Here is a 21,171-nt window from a genome sequence, read left to right as displayed (position 1 = left end):
CGTTCAGGCAGAAGAGTCTTTAAGGGTTTCTGCAATGCCCACGCCGAAGTTTTTCAGCCGACAGGTGGTGGTGCACTCATCATGACGTGAGACAAACAGGCAAGGTTCCCCTCCCCACTCCACCACGGCACAATCGAGCTGGATTTCAGCCAGCGCGTCTTTAATCATCTGCATGATGTCCCACGCCTGCGCGCCCTGATGGCTGAGCAGCGTCAGACCGACCAGATCGTCATCGGCAGTGATGCTGTTAAGAATAAGCGGTTCGACACAGGTGCCGGTTGGCCCTGCGCCCCAACGATAACTTTGCGGTAAACGGTGTACCACCGAATGTTGTAACGTATTCACCCGAACTCCCCAGACCGGTACTGCAGTCTTCCAGCGGCCAAAGCCGTAAACGTTGCCATGAGAATGGCTTATTTTTGAGAAGTACCTCTCATTTTAACGTTATATTTACCGCGTTAACGGCGTGATAACAACCCCTTTTGTTGCATGAAGGTAACTTTTCGTTGGGTTATTTTCACATATCTATAACATTAGTGCGGGTAAAGCATTCCGGCAAGGTCTGGAAAGAAGGGATGTGACAGGGAATAAGCTGTGCGCCTTGCGACGCACAGTCGGTATCAGGCAGCCGCGCCCTTACGTGGACGGGTGGCGTAGATGAACAGCAGGATGGACAGGGTCGCGCAGATAAAGATAGATCCCACCATTGGCCAGGCGCTCTGGAATGACAGCGTGGAAAGCAACGCCCCCACCAGCGCACCGACACCAAAGCGTAACGTCCCGGCCAGTGAAGACGCGGTACCCGCCATATGCGGAAACTCTTCGAGGATCACCGCCATTGCATTCGATGACACCATCGCCACGCAGCCGATAAACATTGCCACGCCAAACACCAGAGGCAGGAAGCCAAGGTTAAGCGCACTGACGATCACCATCCACACCGCCATGGTGAACTGCACCAGCAGCCCGAAGCGGAACATCGCCAGCGGGCCGAAACGGCGCACCGAACGGCTGTTCAGCAGGGTCATCAGGAACAGGAACACCACGTTAAGCGCAAAGTAGTAGCCAAAATCCTGCGGCGTGATGTGGTTCAGCTCAATATAGACAAACGGCCCGGCATTAAGGAAAGAGAACAGCCCGGCAAACGAGAAGCCGCTGGCCAGCATATAGCTGAATACCCGCTTATGGCGGAACAGCGACAGGAAGTTACCCATCGTGGTGCGCAGATGGAATTTTTGCCGCTTATCTTTGGGAAGCGTCTCTTTAATCTGCGTGACCACCAGCACGGTGGTGATGACAGCCGCGCCGGAGATGGTCCAGAAAATGGCGTGCCAGCTCCACAGCAACAGCAGCCAGCCACCGACAATCGGCGCCATCAGCGGGGCGATAGTGGTCACCAGCATCACAAACGACATCATGCGTGAAAACTCCTCTTTCGAGTAGGTATCACGCATTAACGCACTGATCACCACGCTCCCGGCCGCCGCCGACAGGCCATGCAACAGGCGCATAAAGATCAGCTGGTCGATGGTTTGCGACATCGCACAGGCCGCGGCCGCGACGGCAAAAATCAGCGTGCCGGCGGCAATCACCGGTTTGCGGCCAAAGCTGTCGGCCAGCGGGCCATAAATTAGCTGACCCAGGGCAAATCCAAGAATGTAGATATTCAGCGTCATCTGCACGCTGCCTGCCGACACCCCGAATTCACGAGCAATTTGCGGTAGCGCAGGCAGATACATATCAATCGACAACGGCATTAACATGGCCAACAGGCCGAGGATCACCACCAGTCCCACTGATGAGTTCTTGTCCTTACGCACCCTCATTGCTCCTCACTTCCGGTTTGATCTTTAAATGTTATTAGCGGGGAACGACCACACTGGCAATTTCTTCTGCCGTCAGTGGGCGATATTCCCCTTCTCCCAGGTCTTCATCCATCACAATGGCACCAATGCGCTCACGGTGTAATGCCACAACGTGGTTACCCACCGCTGCAAACATCCGTTTCACCTGGTGATAGCGTCCTTCGCTGATGGTGAGACGCACCTGGCACTCGCTGACCACTTCCAGCGTGGCGGGTTTGGTCAGGTCTTTCTCGTTGTGCAGCTGTACACCCGCCGTGAACTGCGCGGCGGTGTCATCGGCAAGCGGTGACTCAAGCGTTACCAGGTAGGTTTTTTCGCAATGATGGCGAGGAGACGTAATCCGGTGTGACCACTGACCGTCATCGGTCATCAGTACCAGGCCGGTGGTATCGATGTCCAGTCGCCCTGCCGCATGCAGTTTGTAGGCGGTGGGCTCTTCGAGGAAATACAGCACGGTAGGATGATCCGGATCGTCAGTAGAGCAGACGTAGCCTTGTGGCTTGTTCAGCATAAAGTAGCGCGGGCCGAACTGCAGGTGCAGCGGATTACCGTCATATTCTACCTGGTTTTCCGGCTTGAGCTTGAAGGCTCCCTGCCTGACCACTTCCCCGTCTACGGTGACTTTATGAGCCCGCAGCTCACGAAGGGCAATCGCCCGGCTGATTTCCAGTTGCTGAGACAAAAATTTATCAAGTCGCATTAAATCTGCACTGCCTGTTTAAATGAGAATGAAACCGACGCACCGCTAACCGGCACGTTTGAAGAGAGAATCTCGAAATGAACCCACAGTATATCGGGAGTTAGGCCTCAGGCACAGAGGCTGACAGGCATCAATGCTGCTTTCGTGGCATAATGCGGTTTTGCTCCCAGATTGCCTGAAAATTCATGTCGTTTACCCTACGCCCTTATCAACAGGAAGCGGTTGATGCCACGCTCAGCTACTTCCGTCGCTCCCATCAGCCCGCCGTTATCGTGCTGCCTACCGGTGCGGGCAAAAGTCTGGTGATTGCTGAACTTGCCCGTCTGGCAAAAGGTCGGGTGTTGGTCCTCGCGCATGTGAAAGAGCTGGTGGCGCAAAATCACAGCAAATATCAGGCTTACGGTCTGGAAGCCGATATCTTTGCCGCCGGGCTGCAACGCAAAGAGAGCCGCAGCAAAGTGGTCTTTGGCAGCGTGCAGTCCGTGGCACGCAATCTGGCGCAGTTCGATGCGGAATTCACCCTGCTGATCGTCGATGAATGTCACCGCATCAGCGATGCCGACGACAGCCAGTATCAGCAAATCCTCGCGCATCTGCGCCAGCGCAATCCTCACCTTCGTCTGCTGGGCCTGACCGCCACGCCCTACCGGCTCGGCAAAGGCTGGATTTACCAGTTCCATTACCACGGTATGGTGCGCGGCAACGAACGCGCGCTGTTCCGCGACTGCATCTATGAACTGCCGCTGCGCTATATGATTAAGCATGGCTTTCTGGTGCCGCCTGAACGGCTGGATATGCCGGTGGTGCAATACGATTTCAGCCGTCTGACCGCCAACGAGAATGGCCTGTTTAGCGAAGCCGATCTCAACCGGGAACTGAAGCAGCAACAGCGCATCACCCCGCATATCATTCAGCAGATCGTCGAGTTCGCGCAGGATCGCCAGGGCGTAATGATTTTTGCCTCAACGGTTGAACATGCGAAAGAGGTGCTGGGCCTGCTGCCCGGCAGTAAAGCGCTGATCAGCGCCGGAACGCCAGGCCCCGAGCGCGATGCGCTGATTACCGCATTTAAAGCCCGCGAACTGCGTTATATGGTCAACGTTGCGGTGCTGACCACCGGTTTCGATGCCCCGCATGTCGATCTGATCGCCATCCTGCGGCCGACGGAATCGGTCAGCCTCTATCAGCAAATCGTCGGGCGGGGATTGCGCCTGTCCCCAGGAAAAACCGACTGTCTGATCCTCGATTATGCCGGCAATCCCCACGATATTTTCACCCCGGAAGTTGGCGCGCCGAAAGGCAAAAGCGATAACCAGCCGGTGCAGGTGTTTTGCCCTGCCTGCGGCTTTGCCAATACCTTCTGGGGAAAAACCACCGCCGATGGCACCATCATCGAGCATTTTGGCCGCCGCTGTCAGGGCGTACTGGAGGACGATGACGGCGAACGCGAACAGTGCGATTTCCGCTTCCGTTTTAAAAGCTGTCCGCACTGTAATGCCGAAAACGATATTGCCGCGCGAAGATGTCACCAGTGTGACGCGATCCTCGTCGATCCCGACGATATGCTGAAGGCGGCGCTGAAACTGAAGGATGCGCTGGTGCTGCGGTGTGCCGCGATGGTGCTGGAAAGCGGTGCCGATGAGAAGGGAGAATGGCTGAAGGCGCGCTATTACGATGAAGAGGCAACGGAAGTCAGCGAGCGGTTCCGACTCACCACGCCGGCGCAACGAACCGCCTTCGAACAGATTTTCCTGCGTCCGCACCAGCGTGCGCCGGGCGTGCCGCTCGGCTGGAAAACCGCTGCGGATATCGTCGCCCTGCAGCCGCTGCTGCGCCAGCCGGACTTTGTGGTGGCCCGCAAGCAGCGTCATTACTGGCAGATCCGTGAGAAGATGTTCGATTATCAGGGCCGCTACCGCCGCGCCAACGAACTTCGTTAAGGCATCCGCTTTAATACATTGCCCGCACAGCCTTAGTTGGGCTATACTTCGCCCCGCTTTTGCTAATGCAAAAGTTGAACACTCCAACCTGTTGCTGGGTCGCCTGTAACAGGATCATCAGATAAAGAGATTGAACAATGTTCACTATCAATGTTGAAGAACGTAAAGAGCAGGGCAAGGGTGCGAGCCGCCGCCTGCGTTTAGCTAACAAATTCCCAGCCATCATCTATGGCGGTGAAGTTGCACCAATAGCTATCGAACTGGATCACGACTCAGTAATGAACATCCAGGCTAAGCCTGGTTTCTACACTGACGTTCTGACCCTGGTCGTCAACGGTAAAGAAGAAAAAGTAAAAGTGCAGGCTGTTCAGCGTCACCCGTTCAAGCCAAAACTGCACCACATCGACTTCGTTCGCGCTTAATCGCCTGACCGAAATCGTTTGAAGAAAACGCCGCTTATGCGGCGTTTTTTTTTGCCTTAACCGCCGCTGCTCCGACGCTGCAGCTGGTCGCGCAGGTTTGGTGGCGTGCCTTTAATGGTCAGCGTGTCGGTCGCCGGATCCCAAAAAATTCGTTCGCCCAACAGCAACGCATCGAAGTTCAGCGTCATTCCGCCGCCGCTTCCGGCGAACTTGGTCAGCTGACGCAGCGTACCGCGATCGGCCGGGAAGCTCTCTTCCAGCTCGTAACCCTGCTCCTGAGTGAACGCCTGGAAGGTTTTCTCGCCCAGCGGCGCCAGCTCGTTGGACAAGCCTTCCAGCTCGATCTCTTCACCGGCTTTTAACTGCTCGCTGCAATAGCTGTGCACCTGCTGACGGTAGTTCTGCCGCTCGTTTTTATCGAGGCTGGCCTCAGAACAGTAGTCATCAACCGCCTGCAACAGACCCCGGTTTTGCGCTTTGGTATCCAGACCGACGCTGGCACCGAGGAAATCCATAAAGAAGTCGGAAACTTTGCGGCCCACGCGCCCCCGCAGGAAGGTCAGGTAGCGGGTGGATTCCGGATTGGTTTCCCATTCCGTCAAATCGATGCGTGCAACGATATCCGCATGATTGATATCAAGATAATGGGTGCTGCTGATATCCAGCGCTTCATTGACGCGCATACTGTTCTGGCTGTTCAACACGGCAACCAGCAAATACTCTACCGCCAGATAGCGATAATGGCCGAACAGCACGATGCCGCCTTCAGCGAACGGGTATTTGGCCAGCTCATCACGCAGGCGACCGGTGGCTGCCCGGCTGAAAGCCAGAAAATCGTCTTCGCCTTTGCGGCAGTTACGCAACGCATCCGCCAGTTCGCTCTCTTCATTAAACAGGCCATAAGCCTTGCTCTTGGCGCTGTAAACGCGGTGCAACTCTTCCATCATTTCGGTGACGGGCGCATTGGCAGGCAGCAGCGATTCGCGCAGCACCAGCTCAAGCGTCTGTTCATCGCGCTTGATCAGCTGGTGGAGGGCAATCTGCTCGATATCCAGACTCATGGTAGACTCTCCTTTTAACGTAGGCGCGTATTCAATCACCGAGTGTCGCTACGATCAACAGGCAACAACATTAACCTGATACTGACGATAAAAGTGCAGAAAAAATCCCGGTTTTACGGTAAGATGCCGCCCTTTAATACTCAATAAATTCGACGTTATGCCACAATCATCTCGCTACAGTGACGACCGCGTGGAGAAACTCCTCGCTGAACTGGCCCATGTACTTGAAAAAGACAAGGCCCCAACCGATCTTTCCCTGATGGTACTGGGAAATATGGTTACCAATTTGTTAAATACCAGCGTAGCACCGGCTCAACGCCGCTCGCTGGCACGCTCGTTCGCCGAGGCTTTACAGGCTTCCGTGCGCGACGATAAAGCCCATTAATTTGATGATCCTGACCCTGTTATGGTAACCAATCGGCAGCGCTACCGAGAGAAAGTCTCCCAGATGATTAGCTGGGGGCACTGGTTCGCCCTCTTTAATATCATCTTTGCCTTTATTCTTGGCAGCCGTTACCTGTTTGTCTCCGACTGGCCAGCCTCGCTGGCCGGGCGCATTTATGCGTTCACCAGTTGGATGGGTCACTTCAGCTTTATCGTTTTTGCCGCCTATCTGCTGATCGTCTTCCCGCTCACCTTTGTGGTGATGTCCCAGAGGTTGCTGCGCTTCCTTTCGGCCATTATCGCCACGGCTGGCCTGACGCTGATCCTGATCGACAGTGCCGTCTTTAACCGCTTCCACCTGCACCTTAATCCGGTGGTGTGGGAGCTGGTGGTCAATCCCGATCAGACCGAGATGGCACGTGACTGGCAGCTGATGTTTATCAGCGTGCCGGCTATTTTCCTGGTAGAGATGCTGTTTGCCACCTGGAGCTGGCAGAAGCTGCGCAGCCTTAACCGGCGCAGTTTCGGTAAGCCGCTGGCGGTGCTGTTTATTGTGGCGTTCTTTACCAGCCACCTGATGTATATCTGGGCTGACGCCAACTTCTATCGCCCGATTACCATGCAGCGTTCCAATCTGCCTTTATCCTATCCAATGACCGCGCGTCGCTTCCTTGAGAAGCACGGTCTGCTGGATGCTCAGGAGTATCAGCGCCGGCTGGTGCAACAGGGTAATCCTGAAGCGGTGTCCGTGGCCTATCCGCTGAACGACATCACCTTCCGCGATAAGGGCACCGGCAGTAATTTACTGATTATCACCGTCGACGGTTTGAATGAGTCGACGATAGCCAAATCGCTGCCGCATCTGGCGCAATTTGCTCAGCAGAACGTCCGCTTCACGCAGCATTACAGCTCCGGCAACAATGCAGACAGTGGATTATTTGGCCTGTTTTACGGTATTTCCGCCAGCTATATGGACGGCGTGCTCTCCAACCGCGTTCCTTCTGCGCTGGTGGATTCACTGGGCAAACAGGGCTATCAGTTTGGCCTGTTTGCTGCGGATGGCTTTGCCTCACCGTTATACCGTCAGGCGCTGTTAGCGGATTATTCATTGCCGCCTTCGCAGCCGCAGTCCAATGCGCAAACCACCGCGCAATGGCAACGCTGGCTTGAAGGACAGAAATCACAAAGCTCGCCGTGGTTCTCCTATCTTTCGCTGGATGGCAACGACACCCCGGACAATGGCGGCAAGAATATTGCCCGCCGCTATAACCGCACTGCGGCCGATGTGGACAAGCAAATCCAGCAAGTGCTGACCACGCTGCAGGAGAAAGGCCTGCTGGATAAAACCGTGGTGGTGATCACCGCCGAGCATGGCGTGGCGTTAGATGGCGATGACAGTCTGGGCAATCGCGCAAATCTTCAGGTGCCGTTGATTGTTCACTGGCCGAATACGCCAGCGCAGCAGGTGGACAAGCTGACCGACCATCAGGATATTATGACCACGCTGATGCAGCGCCTGTTGCATGTCAGCACCCCTGCGGCTGACTATTCTCAGGGTGAAGATCTGTTCGCAGCGCAGCGCCGCCATGACTGGGTAGCCAGCACCAACGAGCGCCAGTTGGTGATCACCACCCCTGACGTGACGCTGGTGTTGGATAACAGCGGTAGCTACACCGCGTGGGATAAGAATGGTCATCGCCTGAAAGACCATAAACCTCAGTTGGGCCTGCTGCTGCAGGTACTGACAGAAGAGAAGCGGTTTATCGCTAACTGACAGGCGATCAAAAATTTGAAAAAAGCAGCTGCTAATGGCTGCTTTTTTATTGACTGCATTTTCTCTTTTTAAGTCGCAATGGCGAATCAATACGCTGTGTTTAATGGATCTATAGGTCAAATATATGTCTACATTCAGGTTCAAAAAGTTACTCATTCTGCTGTTCATGCTGGCATTAGCTTTAGTTATTTCGACCCTGCTGACCTCACGCTATTTCCCCATCGATCCTGATGGCGCCAACAGTTCACTGGTCTGGCGGGCACTGCTTTCCGAAGGATTGTCTGCATTCAGGGATTGGGCGCCTACACCAGATAACTGGTACTTCACCACCTATCCGGTAAATTTTGTTTTCTTCCTGCTGATGAATAACGACGGCATATTGCCGCTGATGTTATCGACTTCATTGTTCATCGGCCTGACCGCGTTCATGTTGGCGCTGGTTATCTACACTGTTGAAAAGAGCTGGTTTGCGCTTATAGCCTTACTGAGCCTGATCCTTTTCCCTGCCTACGTCTATACGTTTGGCTTCGCTGCACACCCCTTCTCGCATTACTCTACCAACTTCTTTGGTGTGTTGACCTTTGCCCTGTGCTTTTTGAATCTGAAGAGAAATTCAACGACACTGGCCGTTGTCTGTAGCCTGATCGCGCTATTGGCTTCCATATCCGATCCGTGGTTATTGGCGACCTATTTCCTGCCACTGCTGCTGGTACAGGCTTATTTCGCCTGGAAAGGTAGCCTGCAGAAGAAAATCCCGGTCATTTTCGCCGTCAGCTTTATTGTTTCAATGAGCCACGTGGTGCAAAGGCTGTTCGGCTTACCTATTCAGCGTTTTCATCTGATGCCGTTTGATCAGTGGGCAGTCAACACGGAGTGGGCAATCCATATTCTGGGTAAGAGCCTGAATATTCTGTTCGTTGACAGCCCTTACGCGTATGTTATTTCGCTGCTGGTATGGGTGGTGCTGTTTGTTTACTCTTTCTTGCTGTGTCTGCGAAAGGGCAAGGAAGCGGTGTTTGTTGCTGGCTTTAGTTTACTAACCATCGCGGCGATCGTCTCTTCTTTCATTATCAGCTACGACTCCCCTGCCGAGATCAGCGCCAGATTCTTTGTTAACGTCGTCTGCTTTGCCATTGCCCTGTCTGCGCTGGGATATGCTTTCTCTAAAAAGTGGCCTGTGATAATTGTCTTCGCGCTGTTTATCGCTTCTTCGCTCTATTCCTATCAGCAAAATAAAACGCCGATTTACGATCAGCAACAGCAAACCTATGATTACATTAACTTCCTTGAGAAAAATAATCTTACCTTTGGTTATGGTGACTACTGGAAGTTGTCGAACAACGTTAACTGGCTTTCTGACGGCAGGATCCACATCAGCCCCGTGCTCTTTGACACCACGGATAACCGGATCCTCTTCGATACGATACGCCTGCAAACCATGAAGTCATGGTTGACCGACGACTACGTCAGCAAATCTCCCGATCGCCAGTTTGTGGCCATCCCGGCGGTGAAGAGCTCAGAAGCGGATACCCAGGCCATCAGCAAACTGGACGCCATACGGCACCAGCTGGGTGAACCCGATGAAATGCTGACCTTCCAGGACATGACGTTCTTCGTTTATCACCACAAGATCCCGCTCATTAAATAGCGATAAAGGTGTTTAAATTCATAGCACTCACACAACCGGCCACTTGCAATCAACGTTGTTTTGAGTAGTATTAACCCCACGTGTCGGCACGTAGCGCAGCCTGGTAGCGCACGGTCATGGGGTGTCCGGGGTCGGAGGTTCAAATCCTCTCGTGCCGACCAAAACCTCCTTCAAAGCAGCTAGCCATAGCTGCTTTTTTATTGCCTGCATTTCTGTGACCCTGCACAATACCCCCCTCTTCTCCTGACTCCAGAATGTGCAAGCTCCAGCTCATTTTTTGAATGAATTAGCAATATAACCACGCTTAATGTGTGATTTTTGCTAGAATATTTAACGGCATTATAAATATAAATATTGAATAATGAGTTAACTAATAAATTTAACCATTATTATATATTTTCACGGTTACTTTTTTGATGTTTAGACCACGTCGTTAGTGGTTACATCTTATTGATTATAAACAAAATCCAAATTACTCTGGTTGAATACGCGAATGATTTACGACTGTTTTTTATATTATGACGAAGATATGCTTTTGTCGTTACGGTTGCATACCCTGTCTGACGTCGTCGACAAGTTTGTTATCGTTGAGTCCACACACACCTTTACCGGCAAGCCAAAACCGCTGAATTTCGACCGGGATAAATTCGCAGAATTTGCCGATAAAATCATCTATGTTGTTTTCGATCGTCCCCCTCATGCGGATGCCTGGCAAAATGAAGCCGATACGCGTAATGCCATCATGGATGGGTTGAAGCAAGCCCGTCCTGACGATCTGATTTTGATTTCTGACGTTGACGAGATTTTTAATCCGCAGGTCATTCCTACCATTCGTGGCAGCGAGCTCTGCACCACCATTTACCAGAATTTCTATAATTATCAGTTCAATCTTCAGGTATTCAACACCAACGATACGCCTCGTCAGTGCAAGCTACCTAAAGCCCTGAGCTACAAGAATCTGGTCAACTTCTTTGACGGCCAGCCCGAGATGCTGCGTAACGTGAAGCGCTCGGCCATCAGAAAAAATTGGCTGAAGTGGCGGTGGTTAAAGTGGAATACCCGGGTTATCCAGCAAGGGGGCTGGCATTTCTCCTGGATTATGACGCCACAACGCATCGCTGAGAAAATGTCGTCAATTTCGCACACCGAATACGATCTGCCGGAATTTAACAACCCGGAACACATTATGAAGGTGATTGCGCAGGCTGAAGATATCTGGGGACGGGACAGAAAGCTGGTTGCCCAACCATTATCCCACAGCACCTTTCCCTGCCACCTGGTTGATAATCAGCAGGCCTTCAGCCAGTTCCTGAAATTGTAAACTGGCTGATTTGATGAGACTTTCATTTCACAATACGTGGCGAAAGTCTCAATCCGGCACACTGAAACAAAACTGTCACACGATTAACATATGCTGTCGCTACACTTTTATGGCAAAACCAACACCACATACCGGGTGAATAAAATGGCGATAATCAAAGCAAGAAACTTTAAAGATGCAGAAGAGATGCTGCACTCCGGCATCAATAAAGTAGAGCTGGCGTATGATATTGATAGTGATGACTTTTTCAGGCTGGCAAGCCACTGGTGCGACCGGGGTGCGAAAATCTCCCGCGGCAACGAACACTTTGTCGTTTCCCTGAAAAACTTCGCAATCCCGTCTAACGAGTAGTCAGTTTTTGCTATCGTGAATCTAACCTGCTTAAATTACGCTTTATAAAGATAAGCAGGTTAGGTATTCGGTGACACCTCATAGCGCATTCCCCCTTCTGACAATCCCTTGTGGCGTTCCCCTTATTTCTGTTGCCTTGCCTGAGTCCGATGGCTTTATTACCGATGTGTGTTTTTGCTCGCCAGCCGATCGACCAGAGACGGTGCTGATAAAAGCGGCTTTCGATCTTTCCCGCTTTGATGAGCGGTTATTTGTCGCATGTGGTATCCCCAGCCCGAAGCATTTAACTCAAGCGGTGCGCAAACGCCGGGCGGAATATCTCGCCAGCCGGGTGGTGGTGCGTAATGCTTTGAGTCGCATGGGAATTGAGGCGGCGATACTGTCCAATGACGGCGATCGCGCGCCGGTGTGGCCGTTCGGCATTTCAGGTTCGCTGTCTCACAGCCATCAGAGCATCGTCGTGCTGCTATCCAGAGCAGAGCATCGGCTTCTGTTGGGGGTAGATTGCGAGAATATCCTGCCAGCGGAAACCGCGGAACAGATGCACAGTGTGATTGTGTCGCCGGCGGAAAAACAGACGCTGCTGGAGAGTGGATTGCCCTTCGCCACCGCGCTGACGCTGGCATTCTCGGTTAAAGAGAGCCTGTATAAGGCCCTCTTTCCGCTACTCAGACAGGCGATGGATTTCAGGGCCGCAGAGATCACGGCTCTGCATCCGGCAACCGGCCAGGTACAGCTGCACCTGACCGATTCATTTGCCAGCGACTTCCCGGCTGGCAGAGTCTTTAGCGGGCAGGTTGAGGTGCAGGCAGAACAGGTGCTGACCTGGATTATTGATTGACGCCAACGCCCGGCTCTAGCTCACCACATCCGTGCGCTTCACCGCATCCAGCGTCGCCAGTTCACGCTCTTCGCCGGTCAACTCGCTGAGCTTACCTTCACGCATTTCCAGCAGGCGATCCGCGTGCAGGAAATAGTGGTCATCATGGCTGATAGCAAACACGGTTTTGCCCATCTCCTGCAGCCATGGCAGCAACTCCCGGTAGAAAATGCGGCGGAAATGCGGGTCCTGATCGGCGGCCCACTCGTCCAGCAGCAGGATATCGCGCTGCTCAGCGGTCGCCAGCAGCAGCGCCAGGCGCTTGCTTTGCCCTTTAGATAGCTTCAGGTTCAGGACTTTGTTCCCTTCCAGCTTCACTTTGTCCTGCATTTGCAGACGCGCCAGCCAGGCCTGAACTTTGGCCGGATCGGCAGCATGTCCCTGATTATCAATTAAGCGGTCAAACAGGTGGACGTCGGTAAATACCGCCGAGAACAGGCTGCGGTACTTCTCCCTATTCGCGCCGTCGATCTCTTCACCATCCAACAGGATCTGACCGGATACCGGGCGATAAAGTCCGGTCAGTAACATTGCCAGCGTCGATTTTCCGCTGCCGTTACCGCCGATCAGGAACACCAGCTCGCCGCGCTTCAGGGTCATGTTTATCGGCCCAACCTCGAATCCCTGCTCACCGTAATGGAACACCAGATTACGCAGTTCAAGCGTCTTCCAGTTGCTGGCAGCCTGAGGAACAATAAAGTCGGGATGGTATACCGTAAGTTGGAAAGTGTTCAGCTTGTCAAAAGCCACCTGAGCCGTCAGCAGTGTCGGCAACGCGCCCACCGCAGAAAGCAGCGGCGTGCGCAGGAACAGCAGGGTCAGTGAATAGGTTGCCGCAACGGCGGTGTTTGCCCAGCCGAGGCTGTTGGCCATAAAGAACACCAGCCCAATGGCACCCAGCATCATGATGTTCGACCAGTTTACCGCACTCAAATGGAAGGTATCGGCACGCACGATATGATGGCGATAATTACGGGCATCTTCCTGATAGACCGTTTCATAAATCAGCTGGGCACGCTGACGGTTTAACGCCAGCTCTTTGCGCCCTTCTATAATGGTCTGGAAATCGGTGTAGAGGTTATCCTCAATATCACGAAGTTTGGCCATGTGGCGGTACACTTTCGACACCAGCAGCCAGCCGCCAATAATGGTGATAGCAACCCACACCGCGGTGACAAACAGCATTTGTGGCGAGAGCCAGGCGAGGTAAGCCGCCGATCCGATGGTCAGGATAATCCCCTGAATCAGCTCAGGCAGACGGACAAAGGCGATGGTGATGGCCCGCACATCGCTGGTTAGCCCGGCTAATAGCTGTGCGCTGCCGATCTGCTCGATGCGTTCAACCTGGGTATCCAGAATACGTTTGATAAACTCGCCGCGCAGGCGGTAGACGAAATGGTGTCCCAGCACGGTTAATGCCAGTTGCGAGGCCAGCGTAACGGCCATCAGCAGCAGCAGCAGTCCGAGAAATTCTGGCAATATTAGTAGAGAAGAGTTCAGAGCGACGATCAGCTCTTTATTAATAAAGGCGATCAGTCCAATCCCCAGCGCGGCACTGAGCAGGCTGAGAGCAATAACCAAAATAAACGGCCAGCGATACTGCCGGTAAACAACGCGTAGCAACTCCATGACACCATCCAGGTAACAATAAGGCAGTGTGCAGTTTAATGAGTCGCCAGACGATATCAATAATAATTCTCATCTGACTCCGGATCGCTTATCGAAAAGCGCGCCGGAAAGTCAGATTGTAGCGAAAAGCGCCGGTTAAGGGGTGTATTCCGGGCTTCAGCGGCAATATGCCGTGAAAACGCAGACGTGAAGGACCGCCCCAAACCACGATATCGCCATGCTCCAGCAGAACCCGTTGCGTGGCGTCGCCACGATCGAAGCCACCAAACTGAAACACCGCCGGCAACCCCAGTGAGACCGAAACAATCGGCTGCTTTAAGTCCTGTTCATCTTTATCCTGATGCAGGGTTAATTTTGCCCCCGGCTCGTAGCGGTTGATCAGGCAGGCATCAGGATTGAACTGTGCAAAACCCGCCTCGTCAGCGCATTCTCTTGCCAGCTGGCGAAAACGATCCGGCATCGCTGGCCAGCGCAGACCGCTGGCATTATCGCGCTCGCTGTACTGATAGCCGCGTGAATCCGTTGACCAGCCAAAATCCCCACAGTTGGTCATCGCCACCGACATGCGGTGTCCACCAGGCGTAATCCGGTGGTGAAACGGATTGCGGGCAGAAACCTCTTCGACTAACCGCATCAGTTCGCCGGCGTGTTCTCTGGCCCGTCGGCGCAGGATCACCGCGCCCTCTGCCAGGGGTTCGGCCCACGGTGCTTCTTCACTAAACAAATCCAGCATGTTAATTCCTCAGGCCTGTCGCCCTACGGTTGCACGATAAACGCCTTAAACTGCGGTGACATCCAGCTACTGAAACCCTCGCCCTGCTTCTCTATCAGATAGACCGCCAGATTTTCTCGCAGCGCCAGCGCTTTGGCCTTCTCTTCGCCCAACACCATCAGTCCGGTGTCCCAGCCATCGGCCTCCAGCGCGGTGGTGGCAATAACCGTAGCAGAAACCAGCTTGTGCTGGATCGGCCGGCCGGTGACGGGGTCGATCACATGTGAGATGCGTTTGCCATTCAGCTCGTAATAGTTACGGTAGCTGCCGGAGGTGCTGATGCCATGCCCCTGCAGATCGACCACCGCCTGCACCGCATTTTCGCGATCGGTGGGCTTCTGAATAGCCACTTTCCACGGCTGGCCCTGGGCATTTTTCCCCCGGGTCAGCACGGCGCCGCCCACGGAAACAAGGTAGCTGTTAATGCCCTCTTTCTCCATCAGTCTGGCCAGATGATCGGTGGCAAAACCTTCCCCCACGGTTGAGAGATCAACATACAGGCCGGGCAAATCCTTTTGCAGATAAGCGCCTTCCGCTTTTTGGATCACCCGTAAATGCTGCAATCCCGTCAGCGCTTTTGCCGCATCGATCTGCGCCTGAGTCGGCTCTTTTACCAGCTGTTTATCCGGCCCGAATCCCCACAGATTGACCAGCGGCCCCACGGTGATGTCCATCGCGCCGGCGGTTTTCCGCCCAATGCGCAGGGAAAGGCTGACGATATCCGCCATATTTTCGCTCACCGGTTGTGGATCGCTGCCGCGGTACTGATTGAAACGCGACAGAACGGAGTCATTTTTCCAGGTTGAGAGCTGGCGATCGTCCTCGTCTAACTGCTGCTGAACTGCTTTTTGCAGGCTCGCTTTACGTTCTGACGCCACGCCAGCGAGGCTAATTCGCCAGAATGTTCCCATTGTGCTTCCTTCCAGCACCATCGCCGAATTGTCGCGACTCTGGTTATGATCGTCACAGCCCGAAAGCAGGATAAATGCTGTCAGACCAGTACAATACAGCCAATTCTTCTTCATATAACTCACAACACCTGTATTAAATATTGGACCGAAAAATGAGCAAAACGGCCTCTACTGCGCTGAAAACTCACTTGATCTTGTGTGAAATGCTCACCAGGATAGGCGATGTACGCAGGCTATAAACGTCTGCCATTTAATGATTTCAAAGGAGATATCATGATTTATTACGCACTCCTTGCCGTATGTCTGGGGCTGATTATCTTTTCAGGCTACAAGCATTACAAGCAGACGCACGTCAAACAGCTCAATCGTCCACGTCACCGTCATCAGCGCGCAAGCCATTAAGAGAATAAAAGAAGGGATGAAGCGGAATACGAGGGATGGTAAACGAGGGAGCGCAGAGGCCTGCACTCCCCAAACACCTTAGAACTGGTAAACCAGGCCCAGTGCCACGACGTCATCGGTGTTGATGCCGGCTGCGTCGGTGAAGTTATTGTCATCCAGCAGGTTGATTTGGTAATCAACATAGGTAGACATGTTTTTGTTGAAGTAGTAGGTCGCGCCGACATCAACATATTTTTTCAGGTTCTGAGAACCGTAACCTTCGATGTCGCTGCCGCGTGAGCTAACGAACGCCAGGGAAGGACGCAGACCGAAGTCAAATTGGTACTGAGCAACCAGTTCCCAGTTGTCCGCGGTGTTAGCATAACCGTAGGCATCAGAACCGCTTGAACCGAAGCGAGTGGCGTTCAGTGAACGGGTGTACATCGCCGCCAGGTAGATGTTATTCGCATCATATTTCAGGCCGCCGGTGTAAGCCGTTGCTTTGTCACCACGACCCAGAATGTCCTGAGTTGCTGCGCTGCCGCCATTCTGCTCATTGGTACGGTCAGAACTGAACATTGCTGCACCGATACCAAAGCCTTCGCCCAGGTCGTAAGTGGTTGACAGACCATAGCCATCGCCATTTCCGCCCAGTACGTCACGGCCAGTCGCAGATTCGGTATCGCTGTCATTTTTGCCCTGATACTGAACGGCAAAGTTCCAGCCATCGACCAGACCAAAGAAGTTGTTGTTACGGTAAGTCGCCAGGCCGTTAGAACGCTGGAACATAAAGTTGTCCGCGCCATAGGTGTCACCACCGAACTCTGGCAGGACGTCAGTCCAGGCGCCGATGTCATAGGCTACGCCGTAGTTACGACCGTAGTCGAAGGATCCGGCATCGCCGAACTTCACACCTGCAAAGCCAACACGGGTAAAGCTGTTTGCTGTCCCTTCAGACTCAGCTGTGTTCAGCGCTGCCTGATACTCCCACTGGCCGTAACCGGTCAGCTGATCGCTGATTTGGGTTTCGCCTTTAAAACCGAAGCGAACATAAGACTGGTCGCCATCAGAACCGTCGTTATCGGAGAAATAGTGCAGACCGTCTACTTTACCGAAGAGGTCAAGTTTGTTGCCATCTTTGTTGTAGATTTCAGCCGCGCCCGCTGAACCGGCGATCAGCATCGCTGGGACCATCAGGGAAAGAACTCGAAGTTTCATTTTAATACCCTCTAGTTATGTGCCTTATTATGCCACTGCTTGCTGAACGTCGAATTTTCAGCCGGCAACCTCATACTAGAGTGCGGTGCGTAATAATCTATAAAGAAAATGATACTAAATTTCCGAAACTGTTTCAGAGTACAAAGTATATATTTCAAAATGTAAGTTTAGGGGAACTTTCATACAGCACGTATCGATAAAAAATATAGCATTTATCATCAAAATTCAGGCGATGCTTTGTTTTTCATCAAGTTATGTAAGGTTAGCTTGCTAAGCACTGAATGATAAAAATTTTCAGCCATCAGGGAATATAATGACCTCGCTATCATCATTTTATTTCAGTATTACCTTCATTCACCCCGAATGAGATTGTTTTACCCTATTTCCCGCCGAGCTTGATGCTCGGCATTTTTTTATTCTTTTTTCAACAAACCGTCAATTTAAGTAAAGATAATTACGGTGAAACAATAACCACATCCCCCTTGCCCGTTTTTTCCGCAATTAAGCACAAATAATCAAAAAAAAAAGCCACTGATAAAGATGTTAATTATTCCGTGGAAATAACCCTCATCAACTATTCAGTGGCGTTAATTTCTAGCGTTCTCTCATCGATTCTTTAACTTTATTCAGCGGCTTAATCAGATAGTCCATGACCGATTTTTGACCCGTTTTAATTTCAACATTCGCCACCATTCCGGGGACAATGGGGAATTTCCGCCCGGCCTTGTTGGTTAACTCCGCTTTTTGCGTACGAACGTAAACCCGGTAGTAGTACTGATCCCGCTTCACCTCATCCTGAATGGTATCTGGCGAGACGGTTTCCACTTCGCCCGGCAGATCGCCATAGATAGACGAGTCATAGGCGGTGACCTTCACCGTGGCCGGCAGGCCGGGACGGATGTAGGCGATATCCCGCGGGTTGATGCGGGTTTCAATCAGCAGCTGATCCTCCAGCGGCACGATTTCCATCAGCTTGCCGCCCGGCTGCAACACGCCACCGACGGTGGTCACCTGAATGTCCTTTACGATCCCGCGCACCGGTGAATAGAGCGTCGCACGGGTGAGCTGATCCTCTTTACCGGTCACCACCTGCAGCTGAGCATCCAGGTCGGCGTTGTTTTTGACCTGCTCTTCCCTCGCCCGCACCGCGTAGTCATTTTTGGCTTCATCGATTTTGCCCTGCAGATCGCTGACCTGGCGGCGAAGACGAATGACTTCCACCTCACCCGCCGCCCCTTTTGCCACCAGCGGTGCGGTCATCCTCAGTTCGTCCTGCACCAGCTTTTTCGCATCTTCCAGGTTTTTAACGGTTTCCGACAGGTTACGGCGACGGGATTGATACAGCTGGGTTTCCCGCGCGACCAGCTCCGGCTCTTTCAGCGTCTCGGCACTGAAGGCCAGCGGCGCACCGGTCAGCTCGGCCTGTAAACGCTCTGCGGAAGCACGCAGCGTTCGGGCTTTGGAGGCAGCCTCACCGAAGTTCGACTGGAAGCGGGTAGGATCGAGTTTTGCCAGCACCTCGCCCTTCTCAACAATATCCCCTTCATGCACGTTGAGCTGGTCGACGATACCGCCGTCCAGACTCTCAATCACCTGGGCGCGGCTTAACGGCGTCACTTTACCGGTGCCGACGGTGACCTCATCGAGAATGGCAAAATGGGCCCAGACAAAGAAAATCACCAGCGCAGCGGTACATAACCAGATGATGGCGGAGGTTTTGCGCTCGTTCTGCTTCATGCCGCGGTCGACCATAATCAGGCTCATGCTGCATCTCCCCGCGCCACGTTCTGTTTCGCCGTTTGCGCGGCGGCGTTGCGAATGATCTCATCGCGCGCACCGTCAGCAATAATGCGGCCGTTATCCATCACCACAATCCGGTCTACCAGCTTGAGTAACGCCGGTCGGTGCGTCACCAGCACCAGCGTGCGGCCGGAGAGCCAGCCCTGCATCTGACGGATCACATGGTCTTCAAGCTGCTCATCCATTGAGGCCGTCGGCTCGTCCATTAGCACCACCTGCGGCTGGCGCAGGATCATCCGGCTCAGCATCACCATTTGACGCTGACCACCGGACAATCCCCGGCCGCCTTCATTGATTACCCGATCGAGGCTGGCGGCATCCTGCTGCACCAGGCTCAGCGCACCGCTGATCCGCAGTGCCTGCAACATCTCCTGTTCGCTGGCATGAGGATTACCCAGCATCAGGTTTTGCCGCAGCGTGCCAAAGAACAGGCGGGAATCCTGCGACAGCCAACCCAGCTGGCGGCGCAGGTCGACGGGATCGATATGGCGAATATCCACGCCATCGACCACCACTTTCCCCTGAGTGGCAATCGACTGTCCGGCCAGCAGCCGCAGCAGGGTGGATTTGCCCGCGCCCACCTTGCCGAGAATGGCGATACGCTCGCCGGGTTTGATTTGCAGCTGTCCAATATTGAGCACGTTTTTCGCGTTTTCTTCATCGTAGCTGTACTGAACGCCCTTCAATTCATACTGCCCGGTCAGGGTTGGGCAGTGGGCCATTTCCCCTTCATCCACCTGATCGAGCGGCTTTTTCAGCAATTCGTCCAGTCCGGTCATCGCGCTTTTGGCATGTTGCCAGCGGGAGAACACCATCGTCAGCTGCATCAGTGGCGCAATGGTGCGTGAAGACAGCATGCTGCTGGCGACCAGCGTACCGGTGGTGATATCGCCATTCAGAACCAGATAAACCCCGAACACCAGCATGCTGGCATAGGTTAACTGCTGGACAGTGGAGGCCCAACCGGTCAGCCGCGCGCCCCACAGGCGTTGCTGCATGCCCACCGCCGCACTGACTTCATGGGTCTGTTCCCACTGGCGCTGGAAGTAAGGTTCGGCCTGCAGGGATTTGATATCTTCTATCCCTTCAATGGTTTCCACCAGCACCGCATTGCGCAGCGCGCCTTCGCGCAGCCCTTCTTTCGCCAGTTTCGCCATCGGGATCTGCACCAGCAAACCCGGAATGACAATCAGCGGGATCGCCAGCAGCGGCACAATCACCAGCGGGCCGCCGATAAAGGCCATGATAAACAGGAACAGGATCACGAAAGGCATGTCCGCTGCCGCACCGACCGTGGTGGAGGTCAGCAGTTCGCGCACCTGGTCGATTTCGCGCAGTTGCGAAATAAAAGACCCGGTTGATTTTGGCCGGGACTCATTGCGGATATTCATCGCCCGGGCGAACAGCATGGAAGAGACTTTCAGGTCAATGCGCTTCCCCATCAGATCGGATACCTGGGTACGCATCAGGCGGATCAGATATTCAAACACCGCCGCAATCAGCACCCCGGTAAACAGCACCCACAGTGTCGGTTCTGACTGCGCCGGGATCACCCGGTCGTAGATCTGCATCGAGAACAGGATCCCGGCCAGCGCCAGCACGTTACCCACCACCGACGCCAGCGAGATCTCGGCGATCTTGCGCCCCATGCCGCGGAAGTTTTCCCAGAACCAGTGCTTTTTATACGGCTTAACGAATTCATCGATGCGCGCATCACGCCCACGCGCCGCCACGCCGACAATTCCCACCTGCTCCTGACTTTGCGCCAGCAACAGCGCAAGCTCGCTTTCGCGCACCACATCGCCACCGTCGCTCAGCCAGTAACGCGCTTTGCCTTCCGCATCAATGGTTTCGACCACCACCACGTTGCCATTTTCCATGATCAAAATGACCGGCGTTACTTCCTGCCGCCAGCGGATTTTGTCGCGCGGCATCATGGTCATATGCAGCCCCAACAGGCCTGCCAGTCTTTCCAGCTGCTGGGCTGGCGTCAGGTGTTCAAACCAGCGCATCTGCTGGCGTAAGGTGGAGCCGTCCGCAGGTTTGCCAAAACGCGCGGCGACACGCAGCATGGCGTCAATCCAGTTCTCAGTGCTTGCGGTTTGTTTGTTCAT

Annotated in this window: 19 protein-coding genes and 1 tRNA gene; 10 read left to right on the top strand and 10 right to left on the bottom strand. The window is 53.6% G+C overall.

Annotation, left to right across the window (positions count from 1 at the left end):
- Positions 1-3: 3 nt before the first annotated feature.
- From AC0IXH_RS01985 to rsuA, 3 genes are all read right to left on the bottom strand, one after another.
- Positions 4-345: a YejG family protein gene (locus tag AC0IXH_RS01985; RefSeq protein WP_013203031.1), complete on the bottom strand. Its 342-nt coding sequence runs from the start codon at positions 343-345 to the stop codon at positions 4-6.
- 275 nt (positions 346-620) lie between these two features.
- Positions 621-1,820, bottom strand: a complete 1,200-nt coding sequence (locus AC0IXH_RS01980; RefSeq protein ID WP_013203032.1) for a Bcr/CflA family multidrug efflux MFS transporter — start codon at positions 1,818-1,820, stop codon at positions 621-623.
- Between the two features lie 40 nt (positions 1,821-1,860).
- Positions 1,861-2,565: a 16S rRNA pseudouridine(516) synthase RsuA gene (gene rsuA, locus AC0IXH_RS01975; RefSeq protein ID WP_105760654.1), complete on the bottom strand. Its 705-nt coding sequence runs from the start codon at positions 2,563-2,565 to the stop codon at positions 1,861-1,863.
- A gap of 185 nt (positions 2,566-2,750) precedes the next feature.
- Between rsuA and AC0IXH_RS01970 the strand changes: the two genes are divergently transcribed.
- Together AC0IXH_RS01970 and rplY are read left to right on the top strand one after the other, a co-directional pair.
- Positions 2,751-4,505: a DNA repair helicase RadD gene (locus tag AC0IXH_RS01970; RefSeq protein WP_013203034.1), complete on the top strand. Its 1,755-nt coding sequence runs from the start codon at positions 2,751-2,753 to the stop codon at positions 4,503-4,505.
- Positions 4,506-4,642: 137 nt separating this feature from the next.
- Positions 4,643-4,927, top strand: coding sequence for a 50S ribosomal protein L25 (gene rplY, locus AC0IXH_RS01965; RefSeq protein ID WP_013203035.1), 285 nt, complete (start codon positions 4,643-4,645; stop codon positions 4,925-4,927).
- 56 nt (positions 4,928-4,983) lie between these two features.
- Here rplY and yejK read toward each other — a convergent pair whose 3' ends face one another.
- The gene (gene yejK / locus AC0IXH_RS01960; RefSeq protein ID WP_013203036.1) at positions 4,984-5,988 is read right to left on the bottom strand and encodes a nucleoid-associated protein YejK; all 1,005 of its coding nucleotides are present in this window, start codon (positions 5,986-5,988) and stop codon (positions 4,984-4,986) included.
- Positions 5,989-6,145: 157 nt separating this feature from the next.
- Here yejK and AC0IXH_RS01955 point away from each other — a divergent pair, with 157 nt between their 5' ends.
- The 7 genes from AC0IXH_RS01955 to AC0IXH_RS01925 all read left to right on the top strand — a co-directional run bounded on the left by AC0IXH_RS01955 (position 6,146) and on the right by AC0IXH_RS01925 (position 12,307).
- Complete coding sequence (locus AC0IXH_RS01955; RefSeq protein WP_013203037.1) at positions 6,146-6,373, top strand: YejL family protein; 228 nt, start codon at positions 6,146-6,148, stop codon at positions 6,371-6,373.
- Positions 6,374-6,394: 21 nt separating this feature from the next.
- A complete protein-coding gene (gene yejM / locus AC0IXH_RS01950; RefSeq protein WP_013203038.1) occupies positions 6,395-8,146 on the top strand; it encodes an LPS biosynthesis-modulating metalloenzyme YejM in 1,752 nt (583 codons plus the stop codon).
- 124 nt (positions 8,147-8,270) lie between these two features.
- Positions 8,271-9,794, top strand: a complete 1,524-nt coding sequence (locus tag AC0IXH_RS01945; RefSeq protein WP_471719862.1) for a hypothetical protein — start codon at positions 8,271-8,273, stop codon at positions 9,792-9,794.
- A gap of 84 nt (positions 9,795-9,878) precedes the next feature.
- A tRNA-Pro gene (locus AC0IXH_RS01940) sits at positions 9,879-9,955 on the top strand.
- A 332-nt stretch (positions 9,956-10,287) separates the two neighbouring features.
- On the top strand, positions 10,288-11,115 hold the full coding sequence (locus AC0IXH_RS01935; RefSeq protein WP_471719861.1) for a glycosyltransferase family 17 protein: 828 nt from the start codon (positions 10,288-10,290) through the stop codon (positions 11,113-11,115).
- Between the two features lie 144 nt (positions 11,116-11,259).
- Positions 11,260-11,466, top strand: coding sequence for a hypothetical protein (locus AC0IXH_RS01930; RefSeq protein ID WP_053144630.1), 207 nt, complete (start codon positions 11,260-11,262; stop codon positions 11,464-11,466).
- Between the two features lie 70 nt (positions 11,467-11,536).
- Positions 11,537-12,307 carry a 4'-phosphopantetheinyl transferase family protein gene (locus tag AC0IXH_RS01925; RefSeq protein ID WP_471719860.1) on the top strand — a complete coding sequence of 257 codons (771 nt, stop codon included), beginning with the start codon at positions 11,537-11,539 and terminating at the stop codon, positions 12,305-12,307.
- Positions 12,308-12,322: 15 nt separating this feature from the next.
- Here AC0IXH_RS01925 and AC0IXH_RS01920 read toward each other — a convergent pair whose 3' ends face one another.
- The 3 genes from AC0IXH_RS01920 to apbE form a co-directional block, all read right to left on the bottom strand.
- Positions 12,323-13,975, bottom strand: a complete 1,653-nt coding sequence (locus tag AC0IXH_RS01920) for a multidrug ABC transporter permease/ATP-binding protein (RefSeq protein ID WP_013203042.1) — start codon at positions 13,973-13,975, stop codon at positions 12,323-12,325.
- 88 nt (positions 13,976-14,063) lie between these two features.
- Entirely contained in the window at positions 14,064-14,708 is a 645-nt protein-coding gene (gene alkB, locus AC0IXH_RS01915; RefSeq protein ID WP_013203043.1) for a DNA oxidative demethylase AlkB, read from the bottom strand.
- A 23-nt stretch (positions 14,709-14,731) separates the two neighbouring features.
- Positions 14,732-15,772 (bottom strand): FAD:protein FMN transferase ApbE, encoded by a 1,041-nt coding sequence (gene apbE, locus AC0IXH_RS01910; protein WP_471719859.1) that lies wholly within the window; start codon positions 15,770-15,772, stop codon positions 14,732-14,734.
- A 159-nt stretch (positions 15,773-15,931) separates the two neighbouring features.
- Between apbE and AC0IXH_RS01905 the strand changes: the two genes are divergently transcribed.
- Positions 15,932-16,060: a hypothetical protein gene (locus AC0IXH_RS01905; RefSeq protein ID WP_256372240.1), complete on the top strand. Its 129-nt coding sequence runs from the start codon at positions 15,932-15,934 to the stop codon at positions 16,058-16,060.
- A 78-nt stretch (positions 16,061-16,138) separates the two neighbouring features.
- On the opposite strand, the gene ompC is transcribed toward AC0IXH_RS01905, so the two are convergent.
- From ompC to AC0IXH_RS01890, 3 genes are all read right to left on the bottom strand, one after another.
- Positions 16,139-17,257 carry a porin OmpC gene (ompC, locus tag AC0IXH_RS01900; protein ID WP_041692069.1) on the bottom strand — a complete coding sequence of 373 codons (1,119 nt, stop codon included), beginning with the start codon at positions 17,255-17,257 and terminating at the stop codon, positions 16,139-16,141.
- 594 nt (positions 17,258-17,851) lie between these two features.
- Positions 17,852-19,021 carry a beta-barrel domain-containing protein gene (locus AC0IXH_RS01895; protein WP_013203047.1) on the bottom strand — a complete coding sequence of 390 codons (1,170 nt, stop codon included), beginning with the start codon at positions 19,019-19,021 and terminating at the stop codon, positions 17,852-17,854.
- Entirely contained in the window at positions 19,018-21,171 is a 2,154-nt protein-coding gene (locus tag AC0IXH_RS01890; RefSeq protein ID WP_471719858.1) for a type I secretion system permease/ATPase, read from the bottom strand. The genes AC0IXH_RS01895 and AC0IXH_RS01890 overlap by 4 nt, the downstream gene beginning before the upstream one ends.

The organism is Erwinia sp. AC075, from assembly GCF_979253995.1.
Note: the sequence above shows the minus strand (reverse complement) of the source record. Positions and strands in the feature narration are given on the sequence as shown.